15 protein-coding genes and 1 pseudogene are annotated in these 18,609 nt (G+C 51.4%); 6 read left to right on the forward strand and 10 right to left on the reverse strand.

Features of this window, described 5'->3' with window-relative positions; genetic code table 11:
* The 3 genes and pseudogenes from B5D40_RS16115 to mdh all read left to right on the forward strand — a co-directional run.
* Nucleotides 1–478: pseudogene (locus B5D40_RS16115) on the forward strand (hypothetical protein); the annotation flags it as partial.
* Between the two features lie 223 nt (nucleotides 479–701).
* Nucleotides 702–2,165, forward strand: coding sequence for a BamA/TamA family outer membrane protein (locus tag B5D40_RS08790; protein ID WP_078776627.1), 1,464 nt, complete (start codon nucleotides 702–704; stop codon nucleotides 2,163–2,165).
* 145 nt (nucleotides 2,166–2,310) lie between these two features.
* Nucleotides 2,311–3,252, forward strand: a complete 942-nt coding sequence (gene mdh / locus B5D40_RS08795; protein WP_073306041.1) for a malate dehydrogenase — start codon at nucleotides 2,311–2,313, stop codon at nucleotides 3,250–3,252.
* Nucleotides 3,253–3,655: 403 nt separating this feature from the next.
* Here the strand turns inward: mdh and B5D40_RS08800 are convergent, their stop codons facing one another.
* The 6 genes from B5D40_RS08800 to alr all read right to left on the reverse strand — a co-directional run bounded on the left by B5D40_RS08800 (nucleotide 3,656) and on the right by alr (nucleotide 8,718).
* Complete coding sequence (locus B5D40_RS08800) at nucleotides 3,656–4,483, reverse strand: ABC transporter permease (protein WP_198950983.1); 828 nt, start codon at nucleotides 4,481–4,483, stop codon at nucleotides 3,656–3,658.
* Entirely contained in the window at nucleotides 4,476–5,378 is a 903-nt protein-coding gene (locus B5D40_RS08805; protein ID WP_073306040.1) for an ABC transporter permease, read from the reverse strand. The genes B5D40_RS08800 and B5D40_RS08805 overlap by 8 nt, the downstream gene beginning before the upstream one ends.
* Nucleotide 5,379: 1 nt before the next feature.
* On the reverse strand, nucleotides 5,380–6,471 hold the full coding sequence (locus B5D40_RS08810) for an ABC transporter ATP-binding protein (RefSeq protein WP_073306039.1): 1,092 nt from the start codon (nucleotides 6,469–6,471) through the stop codon (nucleotides 5,380–5,382).
* Nucleotides 6,472–6,549: 78 nt separating this feature from the next.
* Entirely contained in the window at nucleotides 6,550–6,993 is a 444-nt protein-coding gene (locus B5D40_RS08815) for a type I restriction enzyme HsdR N-terminal domain-containing protein (RefSeq protein WP_073306038.1), read from the reverse strand.
* On the reverse strand, nucleotides 6,990–7,466 hold the full coding sequence (locus B5D40_RS08820; protein ID WP_078776628.1) for a phosphatidylglycerophosphatase A family protein: 477 nt from the start codon (nucleotides 7,464–7,466) through the stop codon (nucleotides 6,990–6,992). Before B5D40_RS08820 ends, B5D40_RS08815 begins: the two co-directional genes overlap by 4 nt.
* Nucleotides 7,467–7,473: 7 nt before the next feature.
* Nucleotides 7,474–8,718 carry an alanine racemase gene (gene alr / locus B5D40_RS08825; RefSeq protein ID WP_073306036.1) on the reverse strand — a complete coding sequence of 415 codons (1,245 nt, stop codon included), beginning with the start codon at nucleotides 8,716–8,718 and terminating at the stop codon, nucleotides 7,474–7,476.
* A 142-nt stretch (nucleotides 8,719–8,860) separates the two neighbouring features.
* Between alr and B5D40_RS08830 the strand changes: the two genes are divergently transcribed.
* On the forward strand, nucleotides 8,861–9,976 hold the full coding sequence (locus tag B5D40_RS08830) for an aminopeptidase (protein ID WP_078776644.1): 1,116 nt from the start codon (nucleotides 8,861–8,863) through the stop codon (nucleotides 9,974–9,976).
* Nucleotides 9,977–10,238: 262 nt separating this feature from the next.
* Here the strand turns inward: B5D40_RS08830 and B5D40_RS08835 are convergent, their stop codons facing one another.
* The 4 genes from B5D40_RS08835 to B5D40_RS08850 all read right to left on the reverse strand — a co-directional run bounded on the left by B5D40_RS08835 (nucleotide 10,239) and on the right by B5D40_RS08850 (nucleotide 16,453).
* Nucleotides 10,239–13,421, reverse strand: a complete 3,183-nt coding sequence (locus B5D40_RS08835; RefSeq protein WP_078776629.1) for a carbohydrate binding domain-containing protein — start codon at nucleotides 13,419–13,421, stop codon at nucleotides 10,239–10,241.
* Nucleotides 13,422–13,453: 32 nt separating this feature from the next.
* On the reverse strand, nucleotides 13,454–14,200 hold the full coding sequence (locus B5D40_RS08840; RefSeq protein WP_073306034.1) for a DsbA family protein: 747 nt from the start codon (nucleotides 14,198–14,200) through the stop codon (nucleotides 13,454–13,456).
* A gap of 298 nt (nucleotides 14,201–14,498) precedes the next feature.
* Nucleotides 14,499–14,861 (reverse strand): hypothetical protein, encoded by a 363-nt coding sequence (locus B5D40_RS08845; RefSeq protein ID WP_078776630.1) that lies wholly within the window; start codon nucleotides 14,859–14,861, stop codon nucleotides 14,499–14,501.
* A 287-nt stretch (nucleotides 14,862–15,148) separates the two neighbouring features.
* Nucleotides 15,149–16,453 carry a pyridoxal phosphate-dependent aminotransferase gene (locus B5D40_RS08850; RefSeq protein WP_073306032.1) on the reverse strand — a complete coding sequence of 435 codons (1,305 nt, stop codon included), beginning with the start codon at nucleotides 16,451–16,453 and terminating at the stop codon, nucleotides 15,149–15,151.
* 71 nt (nucleotides 16,454–16,524) lie between these two features.
* Here B5D40_RS08850 and B5D40_RS08855 point away from each other — a divergent pair, with 71 nt between their 5' ends.
* Nucleotides 16,525–16,944, forward strand: coding sequence for a VanZ family protein (locus B5D40_RS08855; protein ID WP_073306031.1), 420 nt, complete (start codon nucleotides 16,525–16,527; stop codon nucleotides 16,942–16,944).
* Between the two features lie 142 nt (nucleotides 16,945–17,086).
* A complete protein-coding gene (gene lysS / locus B5D40_RS08860; RefSeq protein ID WP_233134217.1) occupies nucleotides 17,087–18,577 on the forward strand; it encodes a lysine--tRNA ligase in 1,491 nt (496 codons plus the stop codon).
* Nucleotides 18,578–18,609 lie beyond the last annotated feature (32 nt).

Below are 18,609 nucleotides of genomic sequence, written 5' to 3' on the forward strand. Positions count from 1 at the left end.
CCTGGCCAAGGGCGTCGACTACGAGGAGCTCCAGGAGCAGTACATCCTGTTCATCTGCCCGGACGACATTTTCCATAAGGGGAAGCCCGTTTACAGGTCCCAGAACCTCGAGTGGGGCAGCCCGGAAATTTCGCTCGGGGACCTCTGCTACAAAAATTTCTATATATTTAAGAAGTACTCCGAAATCAAGGATGCGGCGACCCGCGAGTATATGCAGTATTTCGCCACCAAGCAGAGCGGCTCCGAAAAGATGGACCGCATCCGCAGGCTTGTCGAAAAATACCGCCAGGATCCCGCAGCGAGGAAGGCTTACATGACTCTGGAACAGGAATTCAACATCCGTTACAAGAAAGGCCGTTCCGAAGGTGCCGACTTCAGGAACAGGGAGCTTGCCAAGGGCTTCCGCGATGATGGTGTTTCCATTGAAATCATCGCCAAGCGTACTGGCCTCACCCCCGAGGAAATCAAGGCGTTGTAATTTTGAAAGGGTCGCTCCCGTGAAGGGCGGCCCTGTTCTGTTTCTGCGTCCGTTCCCGTTCGCAGTTCCTTGTCGAATGTTTGCCGTCTTGATCTTAGGACGATTTTGACCGTTTGCCGCTTCATTTTTTATTATGGCTAGAGAGCCAGTGAAAGCTTGTAGCGCAAGCGGAACGCTTTCCCAAGAAACCAGCCGCAGGCGGATTTTTTAAATTGCTTTTGCAATGAATGTGCGGTTTTTCCTGATTTTCCTTTTGATGCCTCTTCTTCTTTGTGCGGAAGAGGTTTCAAATGTGGACTCTCTGTCGGGTTCGTCGAATGTGCCCAATACCGCCGAAACGGATGAATCCAAAAGCGTTTCGTACTATCTGACTCGTCCCTTTGCCTATGTCGTCCAGCCCCTGCTCGATATTCTGGTGTTTCCTTTTTCTGCGCCGATTCGCTATGTGAACAAAAACGATGTGATTGAAAAAACGGTAAACGCTTTGGCTTTCGGCAAGGACAAAAATATCTATCTCTATCCGGAGTTCAACTTAAAGCCGGGAACGCAGACGCAGATGGGCCTCGCTTATCGCCATCGCAATATGATTTTCCGAAAAGATTACTTTGTTGCAAATGCAGCTCTGTATGTCAATAGCGATCTCAAATTTTCCCTGCGCTATACCAAGCGGAATCTGTTTGGCAGCGATTTTTTTGTCGGCGGGCGCGCCAATATGGTGATGGATAGGGACGCGGGTTTTGCCGTGCCCCGTTCGCTGACACGTTTCGATACCCACGAGCCCTTTGTCTATACGGACTCCAGCTATGGATTCCAATTCCGATTAGGGCATCCTCTGGTTTTGGTTCCCAATATGGATATTCAGGCGCAGGTGGGCATTGAACATCGGCTTTACAATTATCCGGATATTAAAGATACGATTCTGGTTGAACATCCTCTTTTTGACCCGTCTCTTCGCGGGTTTTATCAAGATCACTACCAGTTCCCGTTCAGCGTTTCGCTGACCTACGATAATACGGACGCTCCGTTTGTGCCGACCAGGGGATTTCGCATTTCTTCGACGTGGACATATACGAATGTGGCGGATTATACGGGGGAGAACGTTCGTCCGGGCGCCAATTCCAAGGATCACGACTACCAATCGTTTGATTTTGTGGCACAGCATTATTTCTATTTGGGAAAGGACGATTCGCAATACGGGCTTTCGGTCAAGGAGGCGCGGGAATTCCGGAAATTCTATACCGACTTTTCTTGGGAAGAAACGCTGCGTTTGTGGCGTCCCGAAAATATCCGACGGACCCTTTTGAATCGTCGGGTGCTGGCCGTGCAGTTCCGGTTGCGGCAAATGTGGGAAATGGAGAGCGGAGGGGCTCCCTTCAATGCCTTTTTTAATGCGGGCGGTACATTTCCGCTGCGAGGCTATACGCGTAGATATTCTGATTATGCGCTAAAAGGAATTTCCGTGGAGTACCGCTGGCCCATCGACAGATTGGTGGACGGTGTGGTTTTTGACGAATATGTTATGTATGGCAGGAATTGGTACGGGTTCGACGGGGAAAAATTACTGAACTCCTGGGGTTTTGGCATTCGAGTGCGTAAGCCCGATCTGTATTTGTTCCGCGTGCAAATCGGTTTTCACGGATTGAACGGTTTTTCCGTCATCTGTACGGTCGCTCCCGAATTCCAGTAGTTTTGCCTAAAGGAAAATTCTCGGCGGGAGCTTTGGCGAATCTCGCTAAGAAGCGAAAACTTTTCCTTTTAAAGAGGGAGTTCTTTCTTTTTGTGACAAAAATTGTTATTTTAGGTCAAAATTTTGCCTTAAAAAGGAAGGTTATATGGCTAGAAAAAAAATCGCCCTCGTGGGTGCCGGTCAAATTGGCGGAACAATGGCTCTCGTTTTGGCTCAGAAACAGCTGGGCGACGTTGTTCTTATTGACATCCCGATGACTCAGGGAATGCCGAAAGGAAAGGCTCTCGATATTCAGGAAGGCCGTTCCGTTATCCGTTCTTCTGTGGATTTGCAGGGTTCTACGGACTATTCTGCAATCAAGGGCGCGGATGTCGTTATTGTGACTGCCGGTTTCCCGCGGATGCCGGGTATGAGCCGTGACGATCTTCTGGAAAAAAACTGCGGAGTTATCAAGACGGTTGCCGAAGCCATCAAGGAAAATGCCCCGGACGCATTTGTCATTGTGATTACGAACCCGCTCGACGCGATGGTTTACAATATGCAGAAGCAGTCCGGACTTCCCGCAAACAAGGTTATCGGTATGGCGGGCGTTCTGGATTCTGCGCGCCTTGCTTGCTTTGTCGCCGACGAATTGAAGGTCTCCGTGGAAGACGTTCAGGCTCTGGTGATGGGCGGTCACGGTGACACGATGGTTTCCATTTATGAATGTGTTTCTGTGGCGGGCATCCCTCTGCCGCAGCTCATGAGCCGCGAAAAATTTGATGAACTGGCAAAGCGTACTGCGGGTGCCGGCGGCGAAATTGTGAATCTTCTCGGTCGTGGATCCGCTTTCTACAGCCCGGCGACTTCCGCCGTGCACATGGCAGAAGCCTATCTTCTCGACAAGAAGAGCGTATTCTCTTGCGCTGCGAAGCTCTCCGGCGAATATGGCATTTCCGGCCTCTACTGCGGTGTTCCGGCTGTCATCGGCGCTAACGGTGTCGAAAAGATTCTCGAAGTGAAATTGAGCGACGACGAAAAGGCAGCTTTTGAAAAGTCCGTTGCGGCTTGCAAAAAGAATGCCGAATGGGTTGACGCTCATACCTAATTTTCTTTTCCTCTTTGGAGAACGCCCCGAAAAGTCTCGTACTTTCGGGGCTTTTGCTTTTTTCAATGCGGATGTTTTCTTTTTTCCTTGCGGATCACGAGATGCTTCGCTTCCTTTAGGCGAATTGCCTCTTTTAGGACGGAATCGGAGATTTCAAGTTCCAGGGATGCTCGCCCCATGGGCTGCCCCTTTTCCCTTCACCCTATTCCCCGCCACGCTTTGTAGTTGGAAGTTTTGGTTTGGTGGGGTGGAATTGGATGTTGCGCCATAGCGAGAAGGGGAAACTCGGTTATCAGTTCCAACTTCCAACTTCCAACTTCCAACTTCCAACTAACCACTACCCAAGCGAATCGGGTGGAATTTTGTATATAAGCCTTCAATTTTTGTTCGTACTTCCGCGGTTTTAAAATCTTTTGGCTTTTTCCGCTTTGCGTTCGCTTCGGACGCCTTTGAAAACGCCCAGCAGCATTGCAAAGAGGGTGAGGCTGAAAATGATGGTCGAAAGGGCGTGGATTTGCGGGGAAATTCCGCGTTTGAGCGATCCGTAAATGTAGAGCGGAAGGGTTTGAGAATCCGGCCCGCTTGTGAAAAAACTCAAAATGAAATCGTCCAGGGAAAGGGTGAATGCCAAAAGTGCGCCGGCGATGATGGCTGTGGAAAGTTGCGGCAAAATAACTCGGCACCAGGCTCCCGCAGTTGTCGCATACAAATCCCTTGCGGCTTCGATTTGTTCTTTTCCGATGTTCACGAGTCGGCTTTGCACCACCAGAACGACAAAGCTGATTTCCAGGGTGATATGTGCGATAATCATCGTGAGCATGCCGGGGTCGAAGAGCGTTGTCCAGGAACGGAAGAGGGCGAAAACAACGGCGAGGGCGATTGCCATCAGAATATCCGGCGTGACAACGGGAACATTGATGGACATGTCGAAAAAGTTCCGCATTTTTTTGCCCCAGGGCGTACGGTGCAGCCCGATGGCCAGAAGAGTGCCTAGCAGGGTGGCGATGATTGTGCTGACGACGGCGAGAACAAGAGTATTGACGGTCGTCGTTTGTACCATGGCGTTGTCAAAAAGCCCCCGATACCAGTCCAGAGTGAACCCGCTCCATTTTTGGCCGTGCTTGCTCGCATTAAAGCTCTGTTCTACCACGAGAAACATGGGCATATACAAAAGGAGAAAGCCGATAAAGGTAAGGATAGAAACGATAATCGGAAGTTTGCGTTTAGACAAAGTTCTTTCCTCCGATCCGTTGGAAGATGATAAGGCTGATGACGCTCGTAAGAATCAGGACGACGCCGAGCATGGCACCGAAGGGCCAGTCGCTTGCCGAACCGAACTGCTGCTGGATCAGGTTGCCGATGAGCATATACTTGCCGCCGCCCAGAAGGTCGCTGATCACATACATCCCGAGGCTAGGAACCAGGGTCAGAATGACGCTGGCGACAATGCCTGGCATCATCTGCGAAAGAATGCCGTGCCGAAAAGTGCGTAAGGGACTTGCATAAAGATCGCGAGCCGCTTCAACGATTCCCCAGTCCAGGCGTTCAACGCTTGTGTATAAGGGCAGCACGGAAAACGGGAGCATGGCGCTGACCATGCCGATATAGACGGCGAAACTTCCGGGATAGAGCGATTCGCTGTCGGCAAGAAGCCCCAAGAAGCGGGCGATACCGGCGGGAAACATTTCGGGGCCTAAAAGAATCATCCAGGCGGAAGTGCGGATGACCAGATTGGTACAGCTGGGAACCATGATGAGCGTGAACCAGAATGCGCGCATGCTCTTGCCGCGGTTGGCGACCCAGAATGCCATAGGCAGCCCGATAACGAGACAGAGAACGGTTGTAAAGACCGCTATTTTCAGACTGCGCCAAAGGATCAGCAGGTTGTCGGGCGACCAGCCGAAGGAACTGAATCCGAACAGGCGTTTTAAATTGGTGAAAGAAAATTCCCAGTTGATGCTGCCGTAACTGCCGCGTTCGGCAAAGGCGAGTACCATGAGAAAAATGGTCGGCAGCAAAAGAAAGACGAGAAGCCACAGAATGCCCGGTCCTGTGAGTAGCGCGCCGAATTTGCGCATTCGGCGGCGGGTCGTGAGCTTGCCTTCAAAAACTTCGGTCTGCTGCATATCAATCGCTCAAGACTTGCAGATACTGCGGTTCCATGTACAAATTCACCGAATCGCCCGGATTGTAGATTTCATCGGGGTCGGTCATGACTCGGAGTTGCAGGCTTTTTCCGTTTTCTCCGGGAAGTTCCGCGATGAGTTCCCAGTAGTCGCCGCGGAAAATGCGTTGCAGGATTTTCGCAGGGAAAACATTGTTCGGAAAATTTTCGTCATTTTTGCAAACGTGGATGTCTTCCATGCGAATGGCGATGCCGCCGCAGACTTTGCTTTCGGCATTGGCGTTCCATGCCGGGTCTTTTTCCAGAGCCAAATCGCCGAAATCCGTGTGCGCCATTTTTTCGGAAACGCGTTCGCATTCCAGAATGTTCGCTTCGCCGATAAAGGTGGAAACGAAACGGTTCACGGGATGTTCATAGACGTCTTCGGGGGAGCCGTCTTGGACAATTTGCCCTTGGTGCATAACCAGAATGCGATCGCTCACGGCAATGGCTTCGTCCTGGTCGTGGGTGACCAGAATAAAGGTCGTGTCGGTTTTTTTCTGCAATTCGCGGAGTTCCACCTGAAGTTTTTTGCGCAGGTTGGCGTCCAGAGCGGAGAGGGGCTCGTCCAAAAGGAGAATCTCCGGTTCGTTCACCAAGGCGCGCGCCAGGGCCGCCCGCTGCTTTTGCCCGCCGGAAAGAGTCGAGGGCATTTCTTTGGCGAGGTCGGCGATATTGACGAGTTCCAGCATGGCATTGACGCGTCGCTCGATTTCATCCTTGGGAACCTTTTGGCTTTTGAGCCCGAACGCCACGTTTCCGAAAATGTTCAGGTGCGGAAAAAGCGCATAATTTTGGAAAACCGTATTGATGGGACGTTTGGACGGGGATCGATTAGAAATGACCTGCCCGTTCAAAAGCACTTCGCCGGAGTCCGCTTTTTCAAAACCGCCGATAATGCGGAGAAGCGTCGTCTTTCCACAGCCCGAAGGACCGAGAAGCGTCACGAACTCTCCGTGCTTGACATCGACGTCGATGCCTTTGAGAACGGCTTTGGAACCGAAACTTTTATAGATGCTGCGAATTTGCAAATCGGTGCAAGGCAAAGGATCCATGGAATCTCCGATGAAGTTTGCGAAAAAATAAGAAATTCGATTGTTTCTTTGGAACGGTAAAAGAAAGTTGCATCGTTTTTAATTGCCGCGTGAAAGGGTGCGGACGGGGACCGGATATTCTGGAATATCGGAAACGGGAGCGAAACTTTTTTTGTCGTCGGAAAGGGAAAAGAAAATGGCGCGATTTCCCAAGGCGAGCATGATGAACTGTGGCGTGAGAATGCGCAAATACTTGTTTACCTGTGCTTGCAATGCTTGTGGGGATTCGACTCCGGGACGTTTGCATTCCACCAGGAGCCAGGGACGGTTCAGCGGATTTCCCGCCCGAAAATGATGGACAAGAATGTCCAGCCGGTCGGCGTTTTTCGGATCCAGAGCTTTCAAGGCGAATTCCGTTTCAATCAGGTGTGCGGGAACTTTTTTTTCCTTGATGAGCCAGGAGACGACCTGTTGGCGCACTTCTTCTTCGGGAGTTGCCGCGACTTCCTTTTGGCGAGAAATGTCAAAAACGGAACGGCTCACAGTAAAAAGCGCTCCACGCACAGAAGGCAGATTCCCGAGTAGATTCCGCCCAGAATATCGTCTGCCATCACTCCCCAGGCGCGCGGGAGTTTTTCCAGCCGATGAATGCCCAGCGGTTTGAGTATGTCGAAAAAACGGAATAGGGCGAATCCCAAAGCGAGCATCCATGGGTCGCCGGTCAGGGTTTCTGGAGAAACGAATGCGAATGCGGTGAAAATGCCAGCGGCTTCGTCGATGACAATCCAGCCGGGATCTTCCGTTTGCGAGTCCGCCATTGCCTTGTTCACAAAGGGAATCGCGACAAAGAACGTCAGGACGGCGAGAAGGGCGAAACAGCCGGGGAATGAAACGAAAAGCAGCGGCCAGGAAAGAAGGGTGGCGAGCAGGCTTCCGAATGTTCCCGGCGCTTTTTTGGCGAACCCGGAACCGAAGAAGGTGACGACCAGCAGCGTAAATTTATCGGTTTTGCGCATGGTGAAATTATCGGAACGGGTAGGCGTTTAATGGAGGAATGCCGAATTCTTCTTTCAGATCGTCCCAGCGGATAAGCCGGTTCTTCCAGATGTATTTGCGGTAAAGTCTCCGCGCGACGCGGCTCGTGATTTCGTAGGGAATCGTGTGGTGCGCTTCGGCGACGGCTTCCATGGAAATGCGGGCATCGGCGGCTCCGTCCACGACGTTGACGGTCTCTCCGATTTGCGCGTCGGGAATGCGGCTGACATCGACCATGGTGGCGTCCATGCAGACCCGTCCGAGAATGGGGCAGAGCTGGTTTCGGATAAGGACGTAACCGTTGTTGTATTCGCCTCGCAGGTAGCCGTCCCCGTAGCCGATGGCGATTGTCGCAACCTTCGTCGGCTGTTGGGCGACCCAGTATTGCCCGTAAGAAACGCCTTCGCCAGTCGGCACTTCATGAATCGTGCGAATGGTGGATTTGATAGTCATGACGGGCTTGAGTTCCGGGTATTCGAATCCTTCGGGAGGGGTTGCACCCATCGGATTGTAGCCGTAAAGGACAAGGCCCGGACGCACCATATCGAAATGGCTTTCCGGATGGCGCAACGTTCCCGCTGAACTGGAACAGTGACAAATTTTGGGGCGAATTCCCTCGTTGGTGAGAAGTTCCACCAGATTGGAAAAACGGTTGATTTGCTTTTGCGTGCTGGCGTTGGAATTTTTATCGATCATGTCGGCGGTGGCAAGATGCGTAAACAGCCCTTCTACATGCAAATGTTTCAAATTCAAAATCTGGCGAATGGTGTCGAAATCGTCGAAGCGGACGCCGTAGCGGTGCATTCCCGTGTTGATGGCCAAGTGGGCGTCGCACGAAAGCCCGTTTTCTTTCAGGTATTCGTCAAAAGCGACGGCGGTTTTTAAATCGGAAAGAGCGGATGTCAGTTGGAACTCGGCAAGGTAGGGAAAGTCCGCAGGAATGCAGGGACCTAGAACGAGAATGGGCAAGTCCATGCCGTATTGCCGCAGAAGGATACCTTCGGAAAGGTGGGCGACTCCCAGAAAATCGGCACCGCTGTATTTTGCCGCATAAGCGCAGGCGAGCGAACCGTGGCCGTAACTGTCGGCTTTGACGGGCAGCAGAATTTTGGTCTGCTTGGGAATGGATTTGCGGACAAATTGAATGTTGCTCGCGAGGGCGTCCAAATTGATTTCAATCCAGTTCGGGCGTGTGATGAGATTCAAATCGGGAGGAAGCTTTGATAAATTCATGCGGAAAATATAGATTAAGAATTTTGCCGTGGGAAGAGTCCGCGCCGACTTCGGGATTGCGGGGCATTTCATTGCCGGATGCGTCTGCAAGGCTTCCCGTTGTCTTCCGCCTTTTGTAAATTTTGGGGCAAAGAGGAAAAATATGGATTCTAGAATCATTGATCTTGCCGATATGCTGGCGCACAGCGCACTCTCCATTCAAAAAAACGAAAACGTTCTCATTGAAACCACCGATACTCCCGACGCGCTTTCGGTCGCTTTGGTTCGGGCGGTTGCCCGCGCGGGGGCGCGGCCATTTTTGACGCAGAATCGGAGTGCCGTCCATCGGGCTCTTTTGCAAAACGCCTCGGATGAACAAATGAAAATCGCGGCGGAGCACGATTTGAATTTCATGAAGCAAATGCAGGTGTATCTTTCGATTCGCGGGAGCGAAAACTCGCTGGAATGTTCCGACGTGCCCAGCGACCGTCAGCTGGCCAGTCGTTTGATTCGCCAACCGGTTTTGGATTATCGCGTCAATAAAACCCGCTGGTGTGTTTTGCGTTGGCCGACCCCTTCGATGGCGCAAAGCGCGGGCATGAGCACAGAAGCTTTTGAAGATTTCTTCTTTCAGGCGTGCCTTGCCGATTATCCGGCGATGCGCGTGGCGGCTCAGGGACTTATCGATTTGCTGAACAGAACGGATAAAGTGCGCCTTGTCGCTCCGGGAACGGATCTTTCTTTCAGCATCCGGGGGATTCCGGCGGTGCCCTGTTGCGGCACGATGAATATTCCCGACGGCGAAGTTTACACGGCTCCTGTAAAGAATAGCGTGAATGGCGTGATTGCGTATAATGCGCCGACTCTTTATCAGGGCAAGAGGTTTGAAAATGTCCGGCTGGTCTTCAAAGACGGAAAAATTGTCGAAGCGACTTCTTCGGACACGCCGGCAATGAACGCCATTTTTGACACGGACGAAGGCGCGCGCTATGTCGGCGAATTCGCCTTTGGATTCAACCCGTTCGTGCGGCATCCGATTTGCGATATTCTTTTTGACGAAAAAATTTCGGGAAGCATCCATTTTACGCCGGGAATGTGCTACGAAGATGCGCCGAACGGAAACAAATCCGCGGTGCATTGGGACTTGGTGTTGATTATGACACCGGAATACGGCGGTGGAGAAATTTACCTGGACGGAAAATTGGTTCGCAAGGACGGCAGATTTGTTCTCCCGGAATTGGAAGCCCTGAATCCGGAAAATCTCTCGAAAAATTCATAAGGAAAATGAGGGTCGGCAAAACGAAGAGGCTTGAACCAGTGCTTGCTGGAAGTTGGGAGTTATGAGTTGGAACTAATAACTGAAAACTGATAACTGATAACTGATAACCGAATTTCCCTTGCGAAAAGAAAGTTCTCGTTTTGAAAATTTAATCGCGAGTATTTGGCGGGGGAGTGCATATCCCCCTATTTTTAATCCGTTCCTTTGATAACGAAAAAAGCTCCAGCAAAATGCCGGAGCTTTGAAAGTTTATGGGGAAGTCTTATTCGAGGACGATCAAATTGACCGTGCGCTTGCCGACCTTGACAGGCTTGGACAGATCCACAGCCTTGGCCTTCTTGGAAGGATCGTTCGCCCAGCCTTCTTTCAGCTTTTCGGAGCTGCGATCCAAGACTTGCATCTTGGCTTTGCCCTTGAATCCCGGAATATCGAGCTTCAATTCGTAATCGCTGTAGGGGCTCTTGTTGATGACGAGCAGACTCTTCTTCTTGCCGTTTTCCGTGTAGTAAGTCGTCAAGAGGGATTCCTTGTCGCCGGAAATCGTCGTTTTGAGGAGCTTGCCGCGGAGAGCGTCGGAAGCCATCTGGAATGCCCAGTAGCTCGGACGCGGGCAGTTCATGCATTCTTCAGCAGAACGGGTCAGGTAACCATAGTCGCCGCCTTCCGGAGTGATGTCGTTGTGGATATCCCAGTATTGCGCATTGTCCACGTTTTCGGTGGCGAGCATAGCGAGGTAGTCCGCAACGAACAAGCCGTTTTCGAGAGCGATGGTCTGCGGACCCGGATTGAAGTCCACAGAGTTCCATTCCGTGAGCCAGAGTTCGATCTTCTTATCCTTCTTGAAGTGGGCAGTCCACTTGTCCACCGTCTTATGGAGACGGCTGTAAATCGGAGTCAAGTCCTGCGGAGCGGAAAGCATGGCGAAGTCGTTTTCTTCACCGAAGTGCTGCGGGTAATGGTGGACGATAAGACCGTCAGCGATGTCGCCCGTTTCCTTCAGAACGTTTTCGTTCCACTGGCCATCGAGAACGCCGAGAACAGCGACTTTGATGGTCGGATCGACCTTTTTCATGGCTTCAATGAACTTGCGGGCGCGTTTGCCGTAAATGGTTCCGCCGTCCTTACCATACTTTTCGTAATAAGGATGCCAGTTGCCATAGACTTCGTTGCCGATTTCCCAGTACTTGATGCCGGCTTTCTTGTCGATATTGGTGTGCTTGACCCAGGCGGCAGCTTCCTGTTCGGTGCCGGAACCGAAGTTCACCGTGAACATCGCGTTGGAGCCTGTCTTCTTGAGCCAGTCGAGGAATTCGTCGGTATCGACCATCCAGTCGTGGTTGTCGAGAATTTCCTTCCAGTGGTCGTCATCAGCGCGAAGGCCACCCGGATAGCGGACAATGCCGTGATTGACACGCTTGACGTATTCCCAAGTCTGAGTCTTGAACTTCTTATTGTCCAGCATGTCGCCGTCCCAAAGGGCCGCGTTGATGCCGAAGAGTCCACTGGAAATGTTCGGGTTGATGATTTCGGAAGAACCCTTCACATCGACCTTGACAAGTGCCGGACGGGCTGCCGCCTTGACTTCTTTCATGTTCGTGAGCTTGATGTTGTCCACTTCAAAGGAACCGTTGGAACCTTCTCCACCCGGTTTGAAGTCGAGCGAAACGACTCCCTTCAGGTCGAAGACGCCGTTTTCTTTGGCGTTGGGCGGTTGGTAGTAGGGGAATTTGCTGAAGTTGCGGAACGGAACGATGACGGTATTGCGTCCGCGAGGAACGCCGGTGTTCGCCACAAAGAGTTCGTTGCCAGAGTCGCCAATCTGGACCGTGATGGACTGCCATGCGCGTTCCGAATAGACGTCGAACATAATGCCCCAGTGGTTAGTCCAGTCGCGGAGTTTTGCCGGGTGATTCGCCTGGTTCTTGGTGAAGTCGAGAACGATATCGACCCAGTCGGACATTTCGAAGTGCTTGATAAAGAGAGAGTTGCCGTCGAGCTTGCTGCTCTTGTAGGGCATTTCCACTTCCACTTTGGATTTCGGACCCTTGGACGGTTCCCAGTTGTCCTTGGCGAAATTGCCTTCAAAGTCGGAAATGACCATGTCCGGAGCCTTGGACTTCCAGTTGTCCCACTTGATATCCGGATCCACCCAGTCGATGGTTTCGGTAAAGGTGATCTGGTCCACGAAGATGGTCACAGGAGCCGGCTTGCCCGGTTCGCCCTGGTTTTCGCCCTTGCCCACGGAGAAGCGGATTTCCTGGATTTTGTTCCATTGGATATCCTTGGCGACTTCGGCCTGCTTGTTGGCATCCCAAGCCTTGCCCTTGTCGTTGAACTTTTTCAGAGGAATTTTGACGAGTTTCCAGTCCGTACCGACCTTGGAACCTTCGATCCAGTCGTTCAGGCTGATCTTGGTCTGGCTCTTGATGTCGTTGCCCTGGTTGTCCAGAATGCCGACATAGACCTTTTCGCCGCCGAGCTTGCCTTTGATCCAGAAGTAGAGGCCGCCCTTGTTGCGCACCTTGGAAAGGTCGATGAATTTGCCTTCGCCGAGGGAGTAGGTGACGCCGGACCAGTCGTTGTTGTCGATGTACATCGCGAGCACGTTCGGGTTGCCTGCGGTTTTGGATGCCGCTTCACGCTGAGCGGAGAGGCCGCCGTAGCTGTAGGAGAAGCCTTTCAGCTGGTTGTCGTAGAAGGTGCCGTTCTTGACGGGCTTGACCTTGCCGTCCAGCTTTTCCGGATTCTTCGGACCGTCGATGACGTCTTCGTTTTCATCCCAGTAAACGATCTTGGGCTTGGGCTTCGCCTTCTTGTTGCCCTTGACGATTTCGATGTTATCTACCCAGACTTCAAAATCCGAAGCGCCGCTCTTGTCGATGGAGAAACGGACTTCCGCGATTTTATCCCAGTCGATGCGCGCGGGGAATTCGGACTTGCGGGTATTGTCCCAGTAGAGGCCGCGATCCGGGAAATCCACGAGAGGAATGGAAACTTTCTTCCATTCGGTCGTGACGGCGCCGCCTTCGATGTACTTGTTCATCGGAAGGACGACTTGGGTCTTTTTCCCGTCGGAAACTTCTTCGTCGAGAAGGCCGACCTTAATGGATTCGCCGCCTTTTTTGCCCTTGATCATGAATTCGAGTTTGGAATCGAGCATGTATTTGCTCAAATCGAAGAATTCGTTGTAAAGACAGATGGAAGCTCCCGAATATTCGCTCGGATCCAGCTGGATCTGGAGAGCCGCCTTGGATTTGTAACCGCCCTCTTTTGTTATCGTGACGCCTTTGCTTTTTCCGCCGTAGGAGTAGTCGAAACCGCCCTGGCGATACTGGTCGTCAAACATTTTATAGACGACGATGCGCGGTGGGCGTTGTGCCATCGCCGTTGTCGTCGCTAGCCCTAAAAAGAGCAAGGATGTTGCCTTTAGAAATGGATGTCTCATTCGGTGTTTTCCTTTTGTTTATGGATTAAAAATTATTTTTTCTCTTTTGCTTCTTTCAGAAGTTTTTCTACCAGTTCGGGGCTGAAGCGGTCTTGGCGCTTGCCGTTGATGAAGAAGTTGGGCGTGCCCTGGACACCGACTTTGACTCCGAGCTGGAAATCTTCGCTGATGCGGGCCTGCTTGGCGGAATCGAGGACCATGCTCTTTTCAAATTTTGCCATGTCGAGTCCGATTTCCTTGGCGATTTTCTTGAAGGTTTCCGGAGTGAGCTCGCGGTTGTGGCTGGCGAGAGCGTAACGGAATTCCCAGAACTTGCCTTGTTCCTGGGCGGCGATGGAAGCCGCTGCGGCCGGAGATGCGTTCTGGTGGAAGGAAAGCGGGAAATGCTTATAGACGAATTTGATTTCGTCCTTGTGCTTGTCCATCAGGTCGTGGATGGCGGGAGCGATGCGTGCGCAATAGGGGCATTGGAATTCGGAAAATTCGACGATGGTCAAAATCGGATTCTTGGTGTTGCCGAAAACCGGGCTGTTGCCATCCGGAATATCCCAGACCTTGCTGTCCGCTTCCATTTCCGCTTTCATCTGTTCAATGGAGAGACCGCGTTTTTCCAGACCGTATTTGAGTACTTCAAATTCTTCGTGCATGGTTTTGACTTCGGCGGCAAGACTGTCCAATTTGGCACTGGAACCTGCCGATTGGCTATTGGCGGAGGCCTGGTTGCAGGCAGAAAGGGAAATGACAAGGATGGCGGAAAGCGCCAACGGGAATGATTTCATGGATTATCCTTATGGTGAAATTTCGTTTGTCAAAATATATAAAAGGATGTTCGATGGAACTTAAAAAAAAAAGACTTTCGGTTACGGAGGAATCCGTTTTTAGAAAAACAAAAATTTACAATTGAGCGCAGAAAGCTGGACTGGAATGAAGAGCTTGTTGTGAAAAGCTTTTCTTCTGAATGAAGGATTTCCTCCGCTAGAAACCGCACTGTTCGACGGGATGAATCAATCAATCCCCGGGGAGCAAGTAGTAAGAATTTTCTTTCGCAATTGCGCAGTCGGTTGAAATCCAGGAATTTCATTCCCTTGCATAAATTACATTATGCGAAATGTCGTAGAGTTTTTCCCTGTGCGTACATATTTTATAGGCTTGTCGCAAGGAATCTGCCTGTCGGTATGGTGGTGGGAATTGAGCGCGCTTTTGCTTGGTTCCTGAATTCAAGTCCAACGTGCAGACTCCTAGATCGTAGGCGGCTAGGAAGAAACTTCCATCCAGTTCTGCGGCCTTGAAAAACTGTAGTCCGTCTTCTTCGTATGGATTCCAGCTGGAATCGTTCTGGACGGCGATGATTGTCGTCATGCTTTTTTCCGCTTCGTCTAGACTGTCCTTGTAACCCGCCAAGCTGACGACGAGACGATGGGAAGATTTTCCGATGCTCATGACGTTGATCCATTCGCCTGCTTTCTCTTTTTAGGGGCTTATGTATAAAATTCCTCTCGATTCGCTTGTCATCGCTTCGCTTGCCCAAATCTCGTAATCTGCGAAAAAAGCACCTTGCGAAAAAGATGTTCACACCGGTCACGGCTTTGGCGCATGTCGATCAAGCATGCTGTGTTGGAGGAAAAAATATTTGTCTGCGCTAAAAGAAATCCATACGAACAAAGGCAACCTCGTTTTCAAGACGAAGTTGCCTGAGCCGCCGTAGAAATTTTCTCGCCCAAAACCGGTTATGCGCTTTTTACGTAAGCCTTGATGGCGTCCCGGATTTTGGAAAAGACGAGGCGCAGTTCGTCTTCGTCTTCTTCGAGGAGCGTGATGCGGAATCCCTGGAGTTCGCTGCAGAAGCTGCTGATGGGAACGACGCAGACTCCGGTCGAGGCGAGCAGGTAATAGACGAAGCGGTAATCCAGGCTGGAGACGTTTTCCGTCCACTTCTCGACAAGGCTTCGGATTTCCGGATTTTCGACGGGCAGTGTTTGCCTGTCGTTGAGAACTCCCGGCTTGAAGACGATCGTGTTGTAGAACGCGCCGTAGGTCGGGTTGAAATACAGTTCGGGAACTTCCGAGAGAATTTCGTTGATGAGCGCGCTGCGCCGTCCGATTTTTTCGTTCAGCGCGTCGCGGTGGATTTTGTAGCGCGTATCGCCGAGAACCTTGGGAATCGTCAGCTGCGGAATGGTTGTGGAGCAGACCTCGATCATCTTGGCATTGTCAATCGCGCGGCAGAATGCGTCAAATTCGGGATCCTTGTCGCGGTTGTAATATTCCGCCCAGCCGCAGCGGGAACCCGGCCACGGATATTGCTTGGAAATGCCGTTCAGCGAAATGCCCGGAACGTCCCCGATATAGGTGGCAAGCGGATGGGCGACGGCTCCGTTGTAGGTGATTTTGTTGTAAATCTCGTCGCAGATGATGCAGAGGTGGTAGTCCTTTGCAATTTTGACCATTTTTTCCAGATGCTCAATCGGGTAAACCATTCCCGTCGGATTGTCCGGATTGATAATCAGGATGCCCGCGATGCTCGGATTGTATTTCACTTTGTTCTCGAGCTCTTCCAAGTCCGGGAGCCAGTGATTTTCCGGGCGCAGGTGATAGACCAGCGGGGAAGCATGCGCATGGGAGGCTTCGGCGGAACTGTGGGTACTGTAGGCGGGGGACGGCCCGATGATGCGGGTCGTCATGGAAAGGAGGCTGTAGATGGTGGAAATCGCGTCCCCGAGTCCATTGAAAAATAGGATGTCGTCAGCGGTGATCTGGACGCCGCCGAGCTTGTTCGTTTCGCTTGCCAGAAATTCGCGGGTGGCGAGAAGCCCTTTGGACGGGCAATAGCCGTAACTTTTATTTTCTTCGACGATTTCGCCGACGATTTCTTTGATCCATTCGGGAACCTGGCAATGCTTTTCGATGGGGTCGCCGATATTTTCCCAGTGGATTTTCAATCCGAGTGCCTTTAACTGATTTGCCTTCTTGACGATTTCTCGAATTTCGTAAGAAAGTTCTTTGGCGCCTTCAGTCAAAAGTCGTTTACGCATAATCTTTTCATCTCCGATGAATTTGAATTTTTTTACAATGTAACAATTTTCCCGTTTCTATATTCTTAGGCATGAAAAAAATAGATTGTCTTTTTGAACGCTATCCGCTTTTCAGGTACATTCCTGCGATTTTGCTCCTGTCTCTTTTGTTTCGGACATCTTCGATTGGCGGCGAAGAGATGGGCTGGCTGGTGGAGCCTTTTGACAAAATTGTCCACGGTTTGACATACGCTTTTTTGGGAGCCTTCTTCGCTTTATGGTTTTCCAATCGCCGTTGGGATTTGCGCCCGTTCCTTTGTACTGTCGCCTGCATTATTTTGTGCGTAATCTCTGGTGCGCTGGATGAATTTCACCAGAGCTTTGTTCCGGGGAGAACCGTCTCTTTGGGGGATGTGCTTGCGGACTTTGTCGGCGGGACTTTCGGCAGCGTCCTCTATGCCTGCTGGAAGCCGTGGAAACGCTTTTCCATTTTTCGGGAAGAATCCGTCTAGTTTTGCCGGCAGATTTTGGGGGAGGAACGCCCAAGGGCGGCTCTAAAGGGGGAGTTGTGGCTTTCGCTCTTTTCCTGCGTCGCATTCTTTTTTTATTTTTGGGGCGCAAAATTTTATTACAGGACTCTGAAATATGCAGGAAATGAACGACCAATACAAAGCTCGTCTCGATAAGCTCTCCAAGTTCAAGGAAATGGGGGTGAATCCCTATCCGCACAAATTTGACAGGACGCACACTTCCGAACTTCTTCGCGAGAAAAAGGAAGAACTTCTCAAGTCCGAAGAAAAAATCGCTTTTGCCGGTCGCGTCGTGCGCTACAACCGTAAAGGAAAGCTCTGCTTTATGCACCTGAAGGATCGCTATGGTCGCTTGCAAGTGGTTTGCGCCAAGGATCTGGTGGGGGAATCGGACTATGAAATCGTCAAGATGATAGACTTTGGGGATATCGTGGGCGTTACCGGCTCCATGATGGAAACCCACACGGGCGAGTATTCCGTCAAGGCGGATAAAATCGAAATGCTGGCGAAGGCGATTCGCCCGCTTCCCGTGCCCAAGGAAATCGTGGATGAAAACGGCAACAAGAAAGTCTTCAACGAATTCAAGGATGTGGACACCCGTTACCGCGAACGCTATATCGACATGGCACTCAACGACGATGTGCGGGAAGTCTTTTTGAAGCGCAGCCGCATCTTGCAGGCCATTCGCGAGTATCTGCTGGAAAACAAGTTCATCGAAGTGGAAACGCCGACCCTCCAGCCGATTTATGGCGGAGCGAACGCCCGACCTTTTACGACGCACCACAACGCGGCGGACATGACCCTTTACTTGCGGGTCGCTCCGGAACTGTATTTGAAGCGCTGCATTGTCGGCGGCATGGAACGCGTTTTTGAATTCAGCAAGAACTTCCGCAACGAGGGAATGGACAGAACGCACAGCCCGGAATTTACGGGGCTTGAATTTTATCAGGCGTATGCGGATTACAACGATATGATGGTCCACTTTGAAAACATTTACGAGCGGGCGGCGATTGCGGCGACCGGTTCCACCAAAGTGAACTACCAGGGAACGGAAATCGATTTCAAGGCCCCGTGGCCGCGACTTTCCATGTATGACGCTCTGAAGCAATACGCAAACTACGACGTGACCGCGATGTCCGATGACGATTTAAAACGGGAACTCGAAAAGCTCGGCGGCAAAATGGACGGCGAGTGGATTCGCGGGCGCGCGATCATCGAACTCTTTGAATTGACCGTGGAAAAGAAGCTCGTGCAGCCCACTTTCATCACCGATATGCCCAAGGAAAGTACGCCGCTTTGCAAAAGCCATCGCCTGAATCCGGATTTGATTGAACAGTTCGAACCTTATGCGAACGGTTGGGAACTGGGCAATGCCTATACGGAATTGAACGATCCGGTTCGCCAGCGCGAGCTTTTGGAAGACCAGGTTCGGCGTGGACGCGGTGGGGAAGGCGAAACGCATCCGATGGACGAAAACTTTATCGATGCGATTGAATCGGGGCTTCCGCCGACTGGCGGTGTCGGTTTTGGCATTGACCGAATGGTTATGCTGCTCACCAACCAGCAGACGATTCGCGATGTCATCCTTTTCCCGCTCATGAAACCGGAAGTCTAAGAGGGAAATCCCGTGTTGGGGTTTTCAGAAAG

Source organism: Fibrobacter intestinalis (genome assembly GCF_900167415.1).
GTDB lineage: Bacteria > Fibrobacterota > Fibrobacteria > Fibrobacterales > Fibrobacteraceae > Hallerella > Hallerella intestinalis.

Excerpts from the sequence above, each read along its gene's own strand:
- B5D40_RS08790 (WP_078776627.1), top strand. The coding sequence starts at position 702 with ATGAATGTGCGGTTTTTCCTGATTTTCCTTTTGATGCCTCTTCTTCTT.
- mdh (WP_073306041.1), top strand. The coding sequence starts at position 2,311 with ATGGCTAGAAAAAAAATCGCCCTCGTGGGTGCCGGTCAAATTGGCGGA.
- B5D40_RS08805 (WP_073306040.1), bottom strand. The coding sequence starts at position 5,378 with ATGCAGCAGACCGAAGTTTTTGAAGGCAAGCTCACGACCCGCCGCCGA.
- B5D40_RS08810 (WP_073306039.1), bottom strand. The coding sequence starts at position 6,471 with ATGGATCCTTTGCCTTGCACCGATTTGCAAATTCGCAGCATCTATAAA.
- B5D40_RS08820 (WP_078776628.1), bottom strand. The coding sequence starts at position 7,466 with ATGCGCAAAACCGATAAATTTACGCTGCTGGTCGTCACCTTCTTCGGT.
- alr (WP_073306036.1), bottom strand. The coding sequence starts at position 8,718 with ATGAATTTATCAAAGCTTCCTCCCGATTTGAATCTCATCACACGCCCG.
- B5D40_RS08830 (WP_078776644.1), top strand. The coding sequence starts at position 8,861 with ATGGATTCTAGAATCATTGATCTTGCCGATATGCTGGCGCACAGCGCA.
- B5D40_RS08835 (WP_078776629.1), bottom strand. The coding sequence starts at position 13,421 with ATGAGACATCCATTTCTAAAGGCAACATCCTTGCTCTTTTTAGGGCTA.
- B5D40_RS08840 (WP_073306034.1), bottom strand. The coding sequence starts at position 14,200 with ATGAAATCATTCCCGTTGGCGCTTTCCGCCATCCTTGTCATTTCCCTT.
- B5D40_RS08845 (WP_078776630.1), bottom strand. The coding sequence starts at position 14,861 with ATGAGCATCGGAAAATCTTCCCATCGTCTCGTCGTCAGCTTGGCGGGT.
- B5D40_RS08850 (WP_073306032.1), bottom strand. The coding sequence starts at position 16,453 with ATGCGTAAACGACTTTTGACTGAAGGCGCCAAAGAACTTTCTTACGAA.
- B5D40_RS08855 (WP_073306031.1), top strand. The coding sequence starts at position 16,525 with ATGAAAAAAATAGATTGTCTTTTTGAACGCTATCCGCTTTTCAGGTAC.
- lysS (WP_233134217.1), top strand. The coding sequence starts at position 17,087 with ATGAACGACCAATACAAAGCTCGTCTCGATAAGCTCTCCAAGTTCAAG.